The sequence below is a fragment of the Niastella koreensis GR20-10 genome, assembly GCF_000246855.1.
GTDB classification, from domain to species: Bacteria; Bacteroidota; Bacteroidia; order Chitinophagales; family Chitinophagaceae; genus Niastella; species Niastella koreensis.
Genome location: NC_016609.1, coordinates 7,756,376 through 7,774,393 on the forward strand (window position 1 = coordinate 7,756,376; position 18,018 = coordinate 7,774,393).

The 18,018-nt window shown below is 44.1% G+C and carries 12 protein-coding genes; 4 read left to right on the top strand and 8 right to left on the bottom strand.

The genetic code is table 11. The annotated features are described in order from the left end of the window. The first annotated feature begins 92 nt into the window (after positions 1-92). Both NIAKO_RS39230 and NIAKO_RS30870 read left to right on the top strand, forming a co-directional pair. Positions 93-1,259, top strand: a complete 1,167-nt coding sequence (locus NIAKO_RS39230) for a sensor histidine kinase (protein WP_014222407.1) — start codon at positions 93-95, stop codon at positions 1,257-1,259. After that, positions 1,252-1,983 (top strand): LytR/AlgR family response regulator transcription factor, encoded by a 732-nt coding sequence (locus NIAKO_RS30870; protein WP_014222408.1) that lies wholly within the window; start codon positions 1,252-1,254, stop codon positions 1,981-1,983. The genes NIAKO_RS39230 and NIAKO_RS30870 overlap by 8 nt, the downstream gene beginning before the upstream one ends. 45 nt (positions 1,984-2,028) lie before the next feature. Here the strand turns inward: NIAKO_RS30870 and NIAKO_RS30875 are convergent, their stop codons facing one another. The 4 genes from NIAKO_RS30875 to NIAKO_RS30890 form a co-directional block, all read right to left on the bottom strand. Next, positions 2,029-4,380, bottom strand: a complete 2,352-nt coding sequence (locus NIAKO_RS30875; RefSeq protein WP_014222409.1) for an ATP-dependent helicase — start codon at positions 4,378-4,380, stop codon at positions 2,029-2,031. Positions 4,381-4,516: 136 nt separating this feature from the next. Continuing rightward, on the bottom strand, positions 4,517-4,870 hold the full coding sequence (locus tag NIAKO_RS38820) for a hypothetical protein (RefSeq protein WP_014222410.1): 354 nt from the start codon (positions 4,868-4,870) through the stop codon (positions 4,517-4,519). Between the two features lie 172 nt (positions 4,871-5,042). Next, complete coding sequence (locus NIAKO_RS30885) at positions 5,043-6,902, bottom strand: M1 family metallopeptidase (RefSeq protein ID WP_014222411.1); 1,860 nt, start codon at positions 6,900-6,902, stop codon at positions 5,043-5,045. 120 nt (positions 6,903-7,022) lie between these two features. Next, entirely contained in the window at positions 7,023-8,573 is a 1,551-nt protein-coding gene (locus NIAKO_RS30890; protein WP_014222412.1) for a hypothetical protein, read from the bottom strand. 865 nt (positions 8,574-9,438) lie between these two features. Between NIAKO_RS30890 and NIAKO_RS39650 the strand changes: the two genes are divergently transcribed. Together NIAKO_RS39650 and NIAKO_RS30900 are read left to right on the top strand one after the other, a co-directional pair. Continuing rightward, positions 9,439-11,685, top strand: a complete 2,247-nt coding sequence (locus NIAKO_RS39650) for a helix-turn-helix domain-containing protein (RefSeq protein ID WP_014222413.1) — start codon at positions 9,439-9,441, stop codon at positions 11,683-11,685. 21 nt (positions 11,686-11,706) lie between these two features. Further along, positions 11,707-12,417, top strand: coding sequence for a phosphatase PAP2 family protein (locus tag NIAKO_RS30900; protein ID WP_014222414.1), 711 nt, complete (start codon positions 11,707-11,709; stop codon positions 12,415-12,417). Positions 12,418-12,431: 14 nt separating this feature from the next. Here NIAKO_RS30900 and NIAKO_RS30905 read toward each other — a convergent pair whose 3' ends face one another. The 4 genes from NIAKO_RS30905 to NIAKO_RS30920 all read right to left on the bottom strand — a co-directional run bounded on the left by NIAKO_RS30905 (position 12,432) and on the right by NIAKO_RS30920 (position 17,394). Then, positions 12,432-12,929, bottom strand: coding sequence for an META domain-containing protein (locus NIAKO_RS30905; protein WP_014222415.1), 498 nt, complete (start codon positions 12,927-12,929; stop codon positions 12,432-12,434). Positions 12,930-12,971: 42 nt separating this feature from the next. Next, on the bottom strand, positions 12,972-13,823 hold the full coding sequence (ypfJ, locus tag NIAKO_RS30910; RefSeq protein WP_014222416.1) for a KPN_02809 family neutral zinc metallopeptidase: 852 nt from the start codon (positions 13,821-13,823) through the stop codon (positions 12,972-12,974). Between the two features lie 47 nt (positions 13,824-13,870). Beyond that, positions 13,871-16,237 (bottom strand): response regulator, encoded by a 2,367-nt coding sequence (locus tag NIAKO_RS30915; protein WP_014222417.1) that lies wholly within the window; start codon positions 16,235-16,237, stop codon positions 13,871-13,873. A 290-nt stretch (positions 16,238-16,527) separates the two neighbouring features. After that, on the bottom strand, positions 16,528-17,394 hold the full coding sequence (locus tag NIAKO_RS30920; protein ID WP_014222418.1) for an OmpA/MotB family protein: 867 nt from the start codon (positions 17,392-17,394) through the stop codon (positions 16,528-16,530). Positions 17,395-18,018: the final 624 nt, after the last annotated feature.

Below are 18,018 nucleotides of genomic sequence, written 5' to 3' on the forward strand. Positions count from 1 at the left end.
CCCAGACACTTTTGTCGACGAAAAAAAGCAGTACAGCGATATTAACACGTGGTGGCATCGATTTAAGCCGATCGAAATGTAACTTTAGGAATATGCAACCCACCGAAAAATATCCATTTATTTTTTCTGATGAACGCAAGTACCGCGTCAGGCGGCATTCGGCGTTCTGGACGTTTTGGTGGATCACGCAGGGAATACTGTATTCGGTAATTGGTTATTCGGGCAAACCCGTTTATTCTGTGCGCCTGGCGAACTCCATAACGGAATCGTTTTTTTACATGATCGCCCATATTACGCTGGCGTATGCCCTTATGTACTTTGTAATTCCGCGGTACCTGCTAAAACAGAAATACTGGCTTACGGCCACGTGGGTGCTGATCTGTTTCCTGGGCGCCGCAGTAATTTCTACCATCTTATCGGCTACTATTATTCCCGAAATCGAGGAATGGTTCCTGCACACGCCTGTCGACGAAAACACGTTACGAATACGGGCAGCAGCGCGGGTGCACCTGTCATTGATGGCTGGTTTGCGGGGCGGTATTACCATCGCAGGCATTGCTGCTTCCATTAAACTGATGAAGCACTGGTATGTGAAGGAGCAGCGCAACCTGCAATTACAAAAAGAAAATGTGGAAGCGCAACTGCAGTTGTTAAAAGCTCAGGTGCATCCACATTTTCTATTCAATACGCTTAATAACATTTATTCGCACACGCAGAACAAGGCGCCGGTAGCTTCACAACTGGTAATGGGTTTGTCGGACATGCTGCGGTTTATGTTGTACGAATGCAACCAGCCGCAGGTGCCATTATCAAAAGAGTTAAAAATGATCCAGGATTATATTTCCCTGGAACAAATTCGCTACGACGACCAGCTGGATGTACATGTTGATCTGCCAGTCAATACGGAAAACCTGTCCATTGCCCCCCTGTTACTACTGCCCGTGGTTGAGAATTGTTTCAAACACGGCACCAGTAGCATGATTGAACAACCCTGGCTGAACTTACAGGTAACCCTGGAAGCCGACAGGATGTATGTAAAGCTTATGAATGGCAAGGCAAATGAAGCAGCCAATAACAATCATAAAGGCATTGGTATTTTAAATGTTCGCAAACGCCTGAGCCTGTTATACCCCGGTAAACACGAATTAACGATCACTGATGAGGAGGATGTGTTTATCGTAAATCTTTGGTTACAATTAGACAGAATGCCTTTGACCAAAAAAGAAAGCGGCGCTTTCAAGTTAACCTACCATGAATGAACCCCAAACCATACGGTGCCTGATCGTAGATGATGAACCGCCTGCCCGCGAGATCATTCGCCGGTATGTTCAGGAAATTCCCACTCTTCAATTGATGGGCGAATGCGCCAACGCCATCCAGGTGCTCACCATTCTACAACAGCAACCCATCGACCTGTTATTTCTCGACATCCGTATGCCGCAACTAAACGGTACCGATTTCATAAAAATATTGCAGCACCCACCCAAGGTTATTTTCACCACTGCTTTTTCCGAGTATGCGTTGGAAGGGTATGAACTGGATGTAGTGGATTACCTGATGAAGCCTATTCGCTTCGATCGTTTTTTGAAAGCCGTTAACAAAGCATTCCCGTTGAATAATGCGCCTGCTGTATTAAAACCGGTAATACCTGATGTTGTAGAGGAAAAGAAAAATGAGAGCTTCGTGTATTTCCGCGCCGACCGAAAAATGGTAAAAGTAATGCTGGATGATATTTTGTATATAGAAAGTATGAAGGATTACATTAAAGTACACACCCTGCAGGGCGTCATCATCACCAAACAATCCATCAGTTCGGTAGAGGCCATGCTGCCGGGAAAATTATTTGTTCGAACCCACCGGTCGTTTATCGTTTCCATTAATAAAATAAAATCTTTCACCAACGAATTGGTGGAGATTGATAAAACCGATATTCCCATTGGTAAATTATTCCGGAACGGCGTAATGAAAGTATTTACGCCATAACCCTTCGACTCCGCTCAGGGCGAATCCCGGGCGGAGTCGAAACGTTTATAATATTCTTAATCTTGCATAGTTAAGCATGATCTTCTTTTCCCCATTCGTATCAAACTTCACCGTAGCAATTGGGTTGTGCGCACTTCCTTCCATTTTTATTACTTCCCCAAAACCAAACTTTTGGTGTTCAACCCGGTTACCTACCTGTAAATTTGAAATATCACTGGCAACAAAATCAGCTGAGGGCACATGCTCCACCGGTTTGCTTTGTTGCTTGGGTGCTAAATAGGAAGGTGTACCGGGGGTAGTAGATGGCTTTTTTGATGGTGGAGCGCCATAACGCTTTTCTGCATTGGCGGCCGAATTACCACCACCCCAGCCTCCGCCGTTCATTCTGTCGTAGGCACTGCGGTTATTCACCTGGTTACGCAAACCACCACCGGCAAAGCTTCTGTCAACATAATGTTCAGGCAGTTCATCCAGGAAACGGCTGGGTTCATTTTGAACCAGGTTACCAAAGCGGTACCGGGTATTGGCGTAAGAGATCCACAGTCTTTCCTTTGCCCGGGTAATCACCACATAAAACAGGCGGCGTTCTTCCTCCAACTCTTCGCGGGTGTTAATGGCCAGTCCGCTGGGGAATAGCTGTTCTTCCAACCCCGCGGCAAATACACAGCTAAACTCAAGTCCTTTTGCAGCGTGGATCGACATCAGTTTTACCGTATCTGCATTGGGGTCTTTTTCATCAGCATCGGTCAGCAGGGTAATCTGTTGCAGGTAAGCGCCAAGGCCTTTATCAGTTACTTCTCCTTCTTCTGTATCGGGGCTTTCAGTCCACTCTTTAATACTGTTCAGCAATTCCTGTACGTTCTCGTAACGTTGAACGCCTTCGGTGCTTTTATCGTTGAATAACTCTTTTACAAAACTGGTTTGCTTACCAACATGCACAGCCACATCATACGCATTCTTGCTTTGCAGCATGCTGGCGAAGCTTTTGATCATCACCACAAAGTTTTCGATCGCCTCCAGGGTGCCGGCTTTAAAACCAGCTTCACGCGCCCGCTCCAGCACTTCCCACATGGTAATATTATTCTGATTGGCCATCAAAACCGTTTTATCGATGGTTGTTTTACCAATACCGCGTACGGGGTAATTGATAATACGCTTTAACGCTTCTTCATCACGGGGATTTACAATTACGCGCAGGTAGGCCACATAATCTTTTATCTCTTTACGCGCATAGAAGCTAAGTCCGCCAAACATAGTATATGGAATACTCATGCGGCGCAGGCTTTCTTCAAACGCCCGGCTTTGTGCGTTGGTGCGGTAGAGAATGGCGAAATCGCGGTTGTTATAGTGATTGCGCAGTTTTTGCTCCTGGATGGTGTCGGCCACATACTTGCCTTCATCATTATCAGTATTCAACCGTACCAGCTTTATCTTTTCGCCTTCGCCTTTATCTGTCCAAAGGTTTTTGGGAATTTGCCCTTTGTTGTTTTTGATAACCTCGTTGGCTACATCCAGAATGCTTTTGGAGCTGCGGTAATTTTGTTCCAGTTTCACCACTTTAGCGTCTTCATAATCCTTCTGGAATTGCAAAATGTTTTCAATGGTAGCGCCGCGAAAGCTATAGATACTTTGCGCATCGTCACCCACCACGCACACATTCTCATGCATGGCGCCCAGCAGTTTTATTACTTCATACTGGGCAGGGTTGGTATCCTGGTACTCATCAACCAGGATATATTTGAACTTGCGTTGGTATTTGCTCAGGGATTCGGGTACATTTCTTAACAGCTCATAAAATTTCAACAGCAGATCGTCAAAATCCATCGCACCGTTTTTGAAACAGCGTTTTACATACGCATCATAGATCTGTGCAATGGCCGGGCGGTTAGCACGCATATCTTCCTGCTGAAGGGCGTAGTCGTTGGCATATTCCGCCGGACCAACCAGCGCATTTTTGGCGCCTGAAATGCGGTTATATACAGCGGCAGGTTTGTAATGTTTGTCATCGAGGTTCAACTCGTTCACCACCGTTTTTATAACGCTCTTGGTATCGTCGGTATCGTAAATGGTAAAATTGTTGGGATAGCCTATGTTATGTGCCTCGCCCCGTAAAATTCGGGCAAACACACTGTGAAAAGTACCAATGTATAAATTACGGGCTTCATTGTTACCAAGCACTTTTTCAATACGCTCCTTCATTTCCTTGGCAGCCTTATTGGTAAAGGTGAGTGCCAGAATATTAAATGCATCTACACCGGTGGCCATTAAGTGTGCAATACGCGTGGTAAGCACTTTTGTTTTACCACTGCCGGCGCCGGCCACAATCATTAACGGACCATCTCTATGGATAACAGCTTCACGTTGCTGTGCGTTCAATCCCTGTAAGTAATCTTGCATTTATGCAAGTTAATGCCTCTGCCTGTTATTTGTAGCAAAAAATAAAAGTCCTTCTCAATTAAGAGAAAGACTTTATAATTCATTATTCCGGTATAGGAAAATGTAAGGGTTAAAAGGTTGAACGAAAGATACTTGCTTATGCAGTAGTTTCTTCCAGTGCCAGCGCCTCGGCTTGAGGTGTTACATTTTTAATGCTTACCTGGAACTTTGTATTGAGGCTAATAGTGTAGTTATTAGCAGCCAGCAAAGTCTTCATGGTCGCATCTTCCAACATAACAGCAGCCAGGTCAAGGGCCAGCTGTGAGGTGCTGATCACATTCGCCACTTTACCATTGGTGTACTCAATGGTGAATTTGTATCCGGCTTTGCGCGCTACGCCGGCTTTTTCAAAGTCTGGACGATTGAGATTAAGCACTTGATCACCTGCGGCCGATTTCTTCATCAAAATCCTAATAATGGGCAGGTATTTCAGCCAAATGTGAGTATACATTATTCTAAGCGGTTTTACTATGGAAATAATAAACTTTATATTATGGCAGCAAGCGTCTGCAAAGATGTAAATTTTATTTGCAAAAACGAATGAAAATTTAAAAAAACTTAATCTGGTTTTCCACTTTAACAACCTGAAATAAGTATTAACCCTGCTAAATACAAAAAAACTATTACTTGTTATTCCATATATTGTCTTTCCTGTTAACATCCGGAACGTACGTACTTCCCAGCAAAACAGATTTTAGCACCTTTTTCTCAGGAATCGAAAATGAAATTGTGCCCGATTTTTCCCACACAGCGATCGACCGGTGGATTTTTTCTGTAGAACCATCTTCATATGTCAGGGTGACATCTACCGGCACAGGTTTATTTCCTTTACAATCAACGGTAATTTTGTATCCCGCCTGATTTTTTACCTTTAATGACAGATCAGGTACACCTCCATCGATAAACCACCTTCTCCAGAACCAGTTCAGGTTTTTACCCGACCCCGTGTTCATGCAGTTGAAAAAATCAAAGGGCATGGGGTGTTTTCCCTGCCATTGTTGTATATAATAGTGTAATGCTTTAGTAAACAAGGTGTCACCCAACATATCTTTCACGTACAAATAACCGAGACCAGGCTTGGGATAAGAATTTACAAAATAGTTAGTGCCAGTCATTTGTGTTGATAAGCTGCTGATAGGCGCATCAGTTTCTGAACCTGCCACTCTTTCATAGCCGTGAACGCCATAATCGTCCTTTAAACTGGTATCAATGATCGAAGAAATGATCCATTCGCCAATAGTGGCCCAACCTTCATCCATCCAGGCGTATTTTGTTTCATTTATCCCCATGTAAAATGGAAACATGGTATGAAACACTTCATGGTCAACCAGCTCGATGGTTTCCGCACGGCTTTCCAGCGGATTGTCGTTTACCATCATTGGATATTCCATTTGATCGAGCCCGTCGAAAATAGTTTCGTGCGAGTAGGGAAAAGGCCAGCGGGGGAATACGTGGCTCATGGCCCAAACGGTTTTTCTATTGAAATCAACTACTTCATAATAATCCTTGTGCGCCGGATTAAACACTGCATCCACACGCGTTCTTCTTTTTGTAGCAGGATCCACTTCCACACTTGCAGCTTTCCACAGGTAATGATCGCTCACACAAAAGGCAAAATCGGTAACATTGGCGGCCGAAAACTTCCAGGAATTAAATGCATTTGGCCGCGTAACGCTCTTTTGTTTCAGATCGGCAGAATCGATGATGTTAACAACAGCATCCTGCTGTTCAGCTGTGCGCAACCGTTGACAATATGTTTCATTCAGCACTTCATTACAATTGGCCAGGTCGCCGGTGGCCCACACTACATAATTTCCGGGCACTTTAATGGTCGCATTGAAATTGCCGAAATCATTGTAAAACTCCTGCGGGCCCAGGTATGGCTCCATATTCCAGCCATCTATGTCGTCGTATACTGCAATACGGGGGAAAAAGTACGCTATAAAATCTGCCCCGGGTTCTATTTCGCCGGTACGGATGTGAGATGTTTTATTGAGCGTATACGCGTATTGAATACTGAAGTGCATGGTACCACCGGGCGCCAGCGAAGGAACCGGCACCATCATATTGGTGCCATCTATCCGTAAGCGGTTGCTGTCGATGGCAGCACTGTTAACCTGAAAGGAGGAAATACGTACGCCATCGGTAATATCGTGTGCTCTTACCGACATCATGCGCATGCTTCCCTTTTTGTAAATATTGGGATACAGCTTGAAAACGATCTGCTGTAATGTGTTTGGACTATTATTTACGTAATCAATGTCAACCTTGCCGGTCAGCAGCCGGGTTTCGGGATTAAAGTTGATATCGAGGTTATAGGTCCCGGTATTCTGCCAGTATTTGCTGCCCGGTTCCCCGCTGTTGGTACGGGTGCCTTTTTCATATGCGGCCGGCAAATTACGGGGCATGCTCAATGTTTCCTGGGCATTTACCTGTACGCTGCCAATCAATGCCAGTATTACCAGTGACCGTTTAATCAACATACTCATCGTTTAATTATAGATAAATATACAAACCTCATTGGCTATTTCCCTGCCATTCATAAAAAGCAAAATCCTCCCGATGCATCGGGAGGACTTTACCTATTCTATATAAAACTATAATTAACGCCGGTGTTTACTTTGTAAATATTTCCCATATACGATTTCCTGCATGGGTTTCTGGTAAACTTTACTTTCCGTCCACGAAATAATATCCAGGTAAGCGAAGGCCCGTGTTTCGTACGGGTTCTTTTCCAGGTGTTTGATCTTATTTAAGAATTTTTCCAATTCAGGTTTTAATTCCCGCGGACTGATGCCAAAAGAATGGCGAAGGAATTTCAGCATTTCTTCTTCTACCACGGTAATGTTCTTCATGCGGGCCATAAACCGGAAAACCGATTTGCTCAGCGATTCCATCAATTCGAAATTGCCCATTTCATAGTGGGCCAGCATGTGCAGCAACCTGGCGTAACATTGCAGGTCAATGCGCATATCGAGCGGTCCGTTAATAATGCGTTGCAGGTAATCGATCGCTTTTTCAAAATCACCATTCCCGAAATGCAGGGTGGCAATTTTGTAATTGAATACCAGGATGCGGTGCTGATCAACAAACAGCGCATATTCTTCCAGCTTTTCTTCAATTTCGGGAACCAGTGCCAGACCTTCCTTAAAAGTGCCCTGCATCAGGTGCTGGTTGATCTTGGCGCCATTTATATAAATAAACGTATGCGTGCGAAAATTGTCGTGGTGAGTAGCTACCGGTGTTTTGGAAAACTCTTCAAACTGATTCAGCGTAATTTCAAATTGTTTGAAATTACGCAGGTCAAAATGGGCATTCAGCAGGTTGTGCATGCCTTTTATATAGTGGCCCGTTTCTACTTCCTTCATTTCCGGATGCTCATTGTACAGGTCTATCCATTTTTGACCATAGCGGTAATACATCAAAAAATCCTGTTTGATAAATGCATACCAGTTATAGCTCTGGTACAGGTACAGCCTCTCGTAAAAGCCATCTACCGCATTTTGATCGCTAGGCAAATAATCTTTCAGGTATTTTTTAAGCGCCTGCTCATCTTCCGGATTGCGGGCATGCCCGTTTAAGACGAACCAACGGTAAAGGAGCAGTGCCAGGTTCGATAAACGTGTTACCCGGTCGATATGGCTGCTGATCTCCTGGGCTTCTTCAGCCAGGATAGCTGTTTTTTCGGTGGAACTTCTTGTAATGTGAAGCGTTTCAATCTTTTTTTCGAGGGAAATTACCTGGGCCAGAAAATTGAATTTCTGGTTGGCGCGTGCGATTTCCTTAGCCCTTTCAAGAATTTTAAGGCTTTGCAGTTTTAATCCCTTATTGTATAGCACCCGCGCATGATCAAGGTGTTCACTAAGTTGAAGATCAATGTTTTCGGTGGCTTTTAACAGCCTAAGGCTGCCAAGTAACTGTTTATATAAATGGGTCTTTATGTTGGCAAGCTGCGGCTTCTGAATGTCTGGAAGTTTTTTAAGTAACAACTTTTCGTCATACTCTGGTAATTTATCCAACGCGTCGAACAGTCGTATGATCTTCAAGTCTTCATTAGCCGAACTCCTTTTTATATAAAGTTTAAAGTGCCTTTTTTCCGACTTCTCCAGCGAGTGAACCAATTGAAACAACGCATCTGTAAATCGGTTGGACATAATTATGAAATTTGCCTTAAACTCAATACCGGCAAGGGTTTTAGGATTTCTTTCACACTCTTGGCATAATTAAACCGGTACCAACATGTTTTGAAAGGTACCAATTTACATCCTACTTTTGAATAAGCAAATGAGCAAAATGGTAATGGGAAGCAATCGTTAGCGTGTATAGCAATCATTAGAGGCTCAAAAAAGAATACGGCAAGATAATATGCAGTATTCAAAAAGACAAATTAGATTTATCTCTTTTTTCATATGGCAAGCAATCGTTAGAGGCCAGCTGTTTCTACAGGTGGCTTTTTTCATTTAGCCACTGCTAATATAGGTCATTTCTACAATTCACCCCATTTTTTATTGTGCAAGTCATACAAAAAATGCGTTTTTTCGCATTTAAGTACTTAAAATATGACATTAAAGCTCCTCCAGTTTGTAATATTTCCTTCAAAATTCAGCAAGAATAACCTTTTAGCATCGGTACCTGGTGGATATAAAAACATTTAATGCGAGACTCCAAAATAAGAAGGAAGCAGGTATTAAAAAAGATCAAAAGTTGAAACTACGTCGCGAAACGGGAGTGAGAAAATTGCATTACGAGCTGAAAAACAATCATTTACAACACGGCAGCTTCTTTCAATGGTCATAATCAATTGAAAAAGAGTTGTTTAATGAGCCTTCCCTGTGTCAACCATGTGTGAAACATGTGTGTTTCATTGGAGAAGTACCCTATTTGACACATGGTCGACACATGGTTGACACAACGTTCACACATGGTTTAGCCAACCTGAGCCCCGTAAAACTTGCTTGGCATCATTTATAATTGCCCTTTCTGCCCCATTACTTATCTTGCCGCAAAGTGAGTGTGACCATGGCTTTTTCTACCGATACATCCAATCATTTATTTCAACTGGCTGTTCGGTTTGTGAATCAAACAAACCGCCACCTTTTCTTAACCGGAAAAGCAGGCACCGGCAAAACCACCTTTTTAAAATACATCCGGGAAAACACCTTTAAAAAACTGGCGGTAGTGGCGCCCACAGGCGTGGCCGCCATTAATGCCGGCGGAGTTACCATGCACTCCTTTTTTCAGCTGCCCCATGGTTCGTTTTTACCCGCCCAGCCCAGTGGCTGGAATAGTAATAGTGCGTTCAACACCCCGCATACTTTGCTGGCAGGCTTGCGGCTTAACAACGATAAAAAGATCCTGCTGCAGGAACTGGAACTGCTGATCATCGACGAGGTAAGTATGCTGCGGGCCGATATCCTCGACGAAATTGATTGCATTCTCCGCCATGTTAGAAGAAAACAGTTCGAGCCCTTTGGGGGCGTGCAGATGCTGTATATCGGTGACCTGTTTCAATTGCCGCCGGTAGTGAAAAATGAAGAATGGGACCTGTTGAAACATCAATATAAAAGCCCCTTCTTTTTCGACGCCCAGGCCCTGCAACAAAAACCGCCATTGTACCTGGAGTTAAAAAAGATCTACCGCCAGCACGAACAGGAGTTCATTGGTGTGCTCAATAATATCCGAAATAATAAGGTTACTGCTGCCGACCTTGATCTTTTGCACCAGCATTACCTGCCGGGGTATGAAAGTTCACATAACGAAAGCTATATCACGCTTACCACACATAATGCAAAGGCCGATACTATTAACCAGAATCAACTGGAAAAACTCGCCAGCCAATCCAGCGAGTACAAGGCCGAGATCACGGGCGATTTTAATGAACGTGCCTACCCGGCCGACCAGGTTCTTCAATTAAAAGTAGGCGCCCAGATCATGTTCATCAAAAACGATAAGGGTGAATCACGACGGTTCTTTAATGGCAAGATCGCCACCATTTCCCGCATCGGCGGCGGGGAGGTATATGTGCGATTTGAAGGGGATGAACACGATATGCTGTTAGAAAAAGAAACCTGGCGGGCCATTCGTTACCAGTATAACAATGAAGATGATAAAATTGAAGAAGAAGAGATTGGTTCTTTTAAACAATACCCGGTACGGCTTGCCTGGGCCATCACCATTCATAAAAGCCAGGGGCTCACTTTTGAAAGAGCCATCATCGACGCCGGCGCATCCTTTGCTCCCGGACAGGTATATGTAGCCCTTAGCCGGCTTACCTCGCTGGCTGGCCTGGTGCTTTATTCCCGCATTCACCCATCCAGCATAAACACCGATACAAGGGTTATTGAATTTACCCGGCTGGAGCAGGAAGAAGATCAGCTGGCACAGGAATTACAGCAGGAACAACAGTTGTTTATTACCCGCTCCCTGGTGCAAACTTTCGACTGGCTAAAGCTGGGCGAAGGCGTTCAAATTCATTATGATGATTACGAAAAACGCACAATACCCGATAAAAACGCCTGTATCCTTTGGGGTCAGCACTTGTTGGATGCCGTTTTAAAACAGCAGGAGATGGCCGATAAGTTCACCCGGCAATTGGAACAACTGTTACCCAATGCCCAACAGGATGGCTACCAGTTTCTTCACCAACGGGTATCGGCCGGCAGCACCTGGTTTTTACAGGCTATGGATGAAATAGAAACATCCATTATCAATCATATAGCAGAAGTAAAACCCAAACCCAAGTCAAAAAAATACGTTATCGCCTTACAGCAGTTACTGTTGCTGGCACAACGAAAAAAATTATTGCTTCAACAGGCTGTTCAAATTACTGATGGACTGGTAAAAGGCGCAAAGGCAACTGACCTGCTGCAACTGGTAGAAGACCAGAAAAGAGCCGACAACATAAAAACAGCTGAAGAAGCGGAAAAGAAAACATCCAAAGCACAAAAAGGAGATTCGAACCGGATAAGCCTGCAGTTGTTTAAGGAAGGTAAGGACATTGCCGAAATAGCGAACCTGCGACAACTGGCTCCCTCAACCATTGAAACTCACCTGGCTTCTTTTATCAGAACGGGTGAACTGGATGTAAAGGAACTCGTTGCTGAAAATAAAATAACCGTTATTCTCCAAACCGTTGAAGAATTGAATTTGCAAACTGCCGCTACCACCCCGGTTAAAGAAAAACTGGGTGACACCTATTCATATGGCGAAATAAGAGCAGTTTTATATTACAGGGAATGGTTACAGGAAAGCAAAGCCGCTGGTTAACTGGCATTAACTGAATAGCATATGACACAAATCGATCTGTCGCCCCAGAAAAAGAAAGTAGCCGACAAAGTAGTCATTCTGTCAAAAGAACTGATTATCCTGCTTGTTGTATTTACGATCAGTCTTTTCAGCTTTTTGTTCATTGCTTACCGGGTTTTTTACCTTGATAAAACCGGCGCCGATGAAAAAGCCTTTGCTTTTGCCCACTCGCTGGTAAGTAATGATATGACCGAAATTATGGAGGTCATTACTTTTTTTGGCTCCCACTATTTTCTGATCCCCGCCAATGTGTTGTTGTGTATTTATTTCCTGGTTAAAAAAAGGGGGCGGTATTCAATAAAAGTAAGCGCCATTGCGCTCAGCAGTGTATCTATTATGTTTGGGTTGAAACTCCTGTTCAACCGTCATCGCCCGCTGATCCCATTACTCGCACCAGCCAAAGGACTTAGCTTTCCCAGCGGTCATGCTTTTATGAGCGTTTGTTTTTATGGCTTGCTGATGATCATTATCTGGAAAGAAGAAAAAGCCCACCCGGTTTTAAAATGGACGTTGCTGCTGTTGGTAATAGCTTTGTTGTTGAGTATTGGCTTTAGCCGGATCTATTTACGGGTACACTATTTTACAGATGTACTGGCGGGTTATTCCATTGGCTCCCTGTGGCTGTTTCTTAGTTCCTATATTATTGACAGAATAAAACCCGCCGGTTTGACGAGCGCCCCTCAGGCGCCCTGAGCGCAGTTGAAGGTTTAGGTTTTATTTACCACCGGTTTTGGCGTTACTTTTCGCGTCCAGCGTGATAACTCTGTTTGATCGAATAGCAGGATCAGAGTGCCGCTTTGAAGTTTATAACTGTTGGTACGCAGCAGGGTTTCCAAAAACGCCTTTTCGTTATAACCAACGCAGGCCATTTTTGTAGTGATAATGCGCTGATTAAACTGCAGCGTTGAATCGGTAAAATCAAACTGCCCGCTCATATTGTTACAACCGGTATTGCCGGTGAACTTTTTGGTAGAAAGATCAAAAACCAACCGGGGAATTTTGCCCGTAGCGGTATCTGAAGCCAGCACAGGCTGTAAAAACCATTGTCCGCCCAGCTTTGTGGTATCTTTTTCAGGCCCAGGGGCCTGTGCCGCAGGTGTATCTGTTATAGCAGGTTGTGTACTGTCTTGCCTGGGTAAATTGTTGCCAGGGGAACCATTACAAGACAGTACCCAAATGCCTACTAAAAAAGTAAACGGTCTCATGCCGGTATTATCATAAAAAACAATGCCAGGTGGCGGAAGAAATTAATTTAATGATGGATCATTAAAGGTGTTACCCTGACTTACATCGCCGGTTTCAAATCCTTTTTTAAACCAGTACACACGTTGTGCTGAAGTACCGTGGGTAAATGATTCAGGAACTACCCGGCCCTGGGCTTCTTTCTGCAACCGGTCGTCGCCAATAGCATTGGCGGCATTCAGCGCCTCTTCGATGTCATTTGCGTCCAGGATGTTCTTCATTTTTTGGGCGTGATGGGCCCAAACACCGGCCAGGAAATCGGCCTGTAATTCCAGCTTTACGGAGTATTTATTGTATTCTTCTTCGCTCAATTGCCGACGCAGGCGGTCCATTTTATCACTGGTGCCATTCAGCTTTTGAATATGATGTCCTACTTCATGGGCAACCACATATGCCATGGCAAAATCGCCGGGGGCATGTAAATGCTCCTGCATTTCTTCAAAAAACGACAGGTCGATATAGAGCTTCTGGTCGCCTGGGCAATAAAAGGGCCCGGTGGCTGAGCCGGCCATACCGCAGGCGCTTTGCACAGATTCTCTAAAAAGTACCAGGGTGGGATCGGTATAGGTTTTACCCGCATCTGAAAACAGCTTACCCCATACATCTTCGGTATCGGCTAACACCACTTTTACAAAGCTGGCGCGTTCATCGTCCTTCTTTTGTTCTTCAGCGCTCATTTCTTTGGCAGGTCCGCCCTGTGGCAATACCTGGTTCAGGTCGGAGGTATCTCCACCCAGGAACACTTTCAATAAAATAACAATTACGCCAACAATGCCGCCGCCAACTGCGAGTCCACCGCCGGAAAATCCTCTGCGGTCTTCAACATTGGTGCTTTCGCGCCGTCCAGCCCATTTCATGTTAAATGATTTATTACAAAAATAGGTAGAATAATGTGATGGGAAGATTACCTCAGATGTTTGAGCAGAACCCGGAATAATTCATCGGGATTGAATGGTTTCACTACTATATCGGTAAGGCCTGCGCTTTGCACATCTTTTTCCACCTCGGCCGGCAGGCTGGCGGTGAGTGCAATCACTGGCAATGTAATGCCACGGGCACGCAAGTGGCGGGTAGCTTCAAACCCATCCATAACAGGCATATTCAGATCCATTAAAACCAGATCGTATTTTCCCGGTTGAATTTTTTCAAGTGCTTCTTCCCCATTGGTTGCTACTTCTACTATAGCCCCGCTGCGTTCAAGCAACGATTGTGCCACCATAATATTAAAGGGATTGTCTTCCACTACCAAAATGTGTTCACCCTGCAATTGTTTATCTGAAATGTGGTCTTTTTTGTACTGCCCTTCGGTATTTACCGGTTCATTACTAAGGTCAAAATTCTGGGAGAAATAAAACGCCGATCCTTTTCCCGGTTCACTTCGTAAATTCAACACCACGCCCTGCAGTTCCAGTATTCGCTTTGTGATAGCGAGGCCCAGCCCGGTTCCACCATAACTACGCGAAGTAGAGGAGTCGGCCTGCGTAAAACGATCGAAGATCAATTGCTGTTTGTCAGGTTCAATTCCAATACCCGTATCGGTCACTTTTATAGTTAGGGTTATTTTATCGCCGGTGATCTTCTCTGCCTGTATCGATAATTGTACCGATCCCTGTTCGGTGAACTTGATGGCATTATGCACCAGGTTATAAATTACCTGTGAAGTGCGGGTAGGATCGCCGATTACTTTATGGGTAATGCGGCTGTCGATGATGGTATCTAATGTAATGTTTTTTTCAACGGCTTTGCTGCTTAACCCACCAGTGATATGCTGAGCGATGGAGGTAATGTCCATCGGCACCATTTCAAAATTGATTTTTCCGGCCTCGATCTTGTTATAATCCAGGATGTCGTTAACGATAGAAAGCAGGTTATTGGCCGAGAACAGCAATACATTCAGGTTCTTTTCCTGGTCGCGGCGCGGAGTGCTCCGCAGCATCAGGTGCGCCATACCTATAACCACGTTTAACGGGGTACGTATTTCATGCGACATGGTAGAAAGAAACTCTGTTTTGGTTTTTAACCCCTGTTGAGCTTCATCGGCGGCTTTGCGCAGGGTATAGGCAAACCGGTGCGATAACACCAGTGATTGTAAAAAGAAGAAGAGTACATAACCTATGAAAACGATCCACTTTTCTGTTCCTATTACCTGGAAGTAATTCAGGTTGATGATTAAAAACACCAGCAGCATAACCCCGCAACTCATTAGAGCGAATGCAGCCCCCACCCGTTTGAATTTAACCGCCCTTACACAAATGAATAAGGCAAAGGCGATATAGAAGAACATCACGCCCAGAAACGGCATTATTCCCTGGGTAAATATCCGGGGTGGCGTTGCCAGGATCACCAGGCTATAAAGCAGGCAGATGTAAACAACCGCATTCACGATAAACCGGTTGGCATCTTTAGGATACACGCTTTGAAAATATCGGGAGAACAGAGCAACGCCCAGGGTAAGACTTAAATATTCCAACCGGATAGTTAAAAACCAGCTGAGGTTGGGAAATACGGCATGTAATACATACTGGCTGGTACCTACCATGCGGTAACTGTAAACGATACAGAACAACGAGAAATAAAGGATGGCTTTATCACGGCTGCCAAAGGCATAAAAACCAAAAAAGAACAACCCACCCATAAACAAACAGCCTGCCAGCAGGATATCATAAGCCCTATCGCGTTGAAGGTTTAAAGTGAGCTTGTTGTTTTCGCCGATATATAACGTTTTGTAAGTACCACCCTTGGTATGCCAGAAGTTGGCTACCTGTAACAACAAATGCAGGGTATCAGTATTGTCGGGCAGGTTAACGGCTTTTGTGCACCAGAAAGGAACAGCTGTTTCACGGGAGGTATCAGGCTTCCCATTAGCGGACAGTAAAGAATCATTTATAAATAACCGGTACGAACAGTATACATCGGTCATCAACATGGCCAGGTGCGGCCGCCTTTTGGGAAGCAGCACCGTAAGCGAATAGGTAGCATATCCTTCAACAGGCAAATAATGTCCGCGTAGTTTTATCTTGTTCCAAAGAGAAGGGTAGTTAACATAGTCCGGCGAAGCGGAAGCAGTATCGCCTGGTTGCAATAACCGGAGCCAGTAAAATTGCCATTCACCAATTAAAGGAGCTGAATATTCCTGCAGGTTTGCTGATCGAAGATCTAAAACACCCTGATGAGCTGTTACAGCGGTCAATGGTCCATCCTTTGCCAGGCAGGCAGGCAAACAGCCCCCTATAAAAAGGGCAACAAGAATGATCCATAGTGCGTGTTTCATAACAACCGGTAAGGGCGATTTCTACAGGGTTTCGATATTCAAACGAATCACAATTAAAAAAATGATCGAAAGGCGGACAAATTATCACATATATAGGGAATGAAGAAATATTAGCAGGCTGGCAGGATAAAATTAAATATCATTCAACCATTTTTAGGTAAAATCACTTAAAACAATAGCCTTACAGGTAAGCATGCGGTTTTCTTCGGGCAGAAGATTAGAATTGCATTAAAATTAAAAAGCCCTCCGTTTGATCGGAGGGCCTTTCACATATTCAATATCTGTTAGAATTATTTCTTGGGCTCAAGCAATTTGAAGAACTGATCGAGCTGAGGTAAAATCACGATCCTTGTTCTGCGGTTGGCGGCACGGCCGGCAGGTGTATCGTTTGGTGCTACAGGTAAATATTCCCCGCGACCGGCGGCAGCAATATGGGCTGGATTTAAACCATATTTATTTTGCAGTATCCTTACTACGGCTGTAGCCCTGTGCACACTCAGGTCCCAGTTGTCGAGCAAAACGCCTTTAGCAAATTTCACGTTATCGGTATGGCCTTCTACCATGAACTCGATATCGGGTTGCGCTTGTAATACCTTGGCTACTTTACCTAATACTTCAGTTGCCTGTGTAGTGATTACGTAGCTGCCGCTGTTGAAAAGCAGTTTGTCGGAGATATCGATGTATACCACACCTTTATCAACTTTGATATTGATGTCCTCATCGGCCAGGTTGCCAATGGCGCCTTTAAGGTTCATCACCAGGGCCATGTTCAATGAATCTTTACGCGCCATAGAAGCTTGCAAATCCTGGATGTAGGCGTCTTTAGCGCCAATGTTCTCCAGTGATTTTTTTATACTTTCGGCTTGTGAAGAAGAAATAACTGAAAGGTCCTGCAGCTGTTTCAATGCCTGTGTATTGTTCTGCTTCAGGAATTCATTTTGCTTTTTCAGATTGTCGATTTCATTTTCCAGGCTTGTTTTATTGCGGGCATATTCAGCTTTTGCATCTTCGCAACCTTTAAGATCACCCTGCAATTTGGTATAGTTACCGCTCAGCTCATTATATTTTGCTATCTCACCTTTATATTTTTTTGAGCTTACACATGAAAAAAGTAACAGAGAAGACAGTCCTGTAAATAACACCTGTTTACAATTCATATATATGTTGTTTTAATTGTTTTATCCAATACCTCAGGTTCGCTCCTCCTCGTATACTGGCCCCAGTACGCAAGTATTGTGCCGGTAGCCGCAAAGGTATTGATGAAACGCATTTACACCTTTGCAAACTTATATAAATCCTTAATTTAAGTTTACTTTAATAAATATACTGGTGCTAACCCGTGCTATACTACGATTGTGGCAATAATTTATCAACCTGTGCAACCAGCGGGTAGCAGAATCAGTCATGTTTAAATGACGCCGATGGATTTCCATTTAAAGGCAGCCACCTTAACTAACGGGAATTATTAAACGGCAATTCGTTTTCAACTCCACGAATATATCATAACCTGTAAACTTCCTGCAAGATCCGGAACTTCATTCCGGCCCCTGAACAAATCACCTTTCCCACCTCCGGTAACTGCCAAAAACATATAACAAATAAATATATAAATCAGGCTGAGTGTTAAAAACTACCACTAAGTGGTATTGATTGGTAATGGGAATATTTGTCACTTTGTTCTCCCACATGGTTTCGGCCATTGCCTTTTCCTGAAGTAGTTTTCTCAGAAATTTCATGTGGGTAACCCTGCTACGTCGCGCTGGCAGGGTTTTTTGTTGCCG

Bases quoted from the DNA above. Each gene is read 5' to 3' on its own strand.
- NIAKO_RS39230 (WP_014222407.1), top strand. From the start codon at position 93: ATGCAACCCACCGAAAAATATCCATTTATTTTTTCTGATGAACGCAAG.
- NIAKO_RS30870 (WP_014222408.1), top strand. From the start codon at position 1,252: ATGAATGAACCCCAAACCATACGGTGCCTGATCGTAGATGATGAACCG.
- NIAKO_RS30875 (WP_014222409.1), bottom strand. From the start codon at position 4,380: ATGCAAGATTACTTACAGGGATTGAACGCACAGCAACGTGAAGCTGTT.
- NIAKO_RS38820 (WP_014222410.1), bottom strand. From the start codon at position 4,870: ATGTATACTCACATTTGGCTGAAATACCTGCCCATTATTAGGATTTTG.
- NIAKO_RS30885 (WP_014222411.1), bottom strand. From the start codon at position 6,902: ATGTTGATTAAACGGTCACTGGTAATACTGGCATTGATTGGCAGCGTA.
- NIAKO_RS30890 (WP_014222412.1), bottom strand. From the start codon at position 8,573: ATGTCCAACCGATTTACAGATGCGTTGTTTCAATTGGTTCACTCGCTG.
- NIAKO_RS39650 (WP_014222413.1), top strand. From the start codon at position 9,439: ATGGCTTTTTCTACCGATACATCCAATCATTTATTTCAACTGGCTGTT.
- NIAKO_RS30900 (WP_014222414.1), top strand. From the start codon at position 11,707: ATGACACAAATCGATCTGTCGCCCCAGAAAAAGAAAGTAGCCGACAAA.
- NIAKO_RS30905 (WP_014222415.1), bottom strand. From the start codon at position 12,929: ATGAGACCGTTTACTTTTTTAGTAGGCATTTGGGTACTGTCTTGTAAT.
- ypfJ (WP_014222416.1), bottom strand. From the start codon at position 13,823: ATGAAATGGGCTGGACGGCGCGAAAGCACCAATGTTGAAGACCGCAGA.
- NIAKO_RS30915 (WP_014222417.1), bottom strand. From the start codon at position 16,237: ATGAAACACGCACTATGGATCATTCTTGTTGCCCTTTTTATAGGGGGC.
- NIAKO_RS30920 (WP_014222418.1), bottom strand. From the start codon at position 17,394: ATGAATTGTAAACAGGTGTTATTTACAGGACTGTCTTCTCTGTTACTT.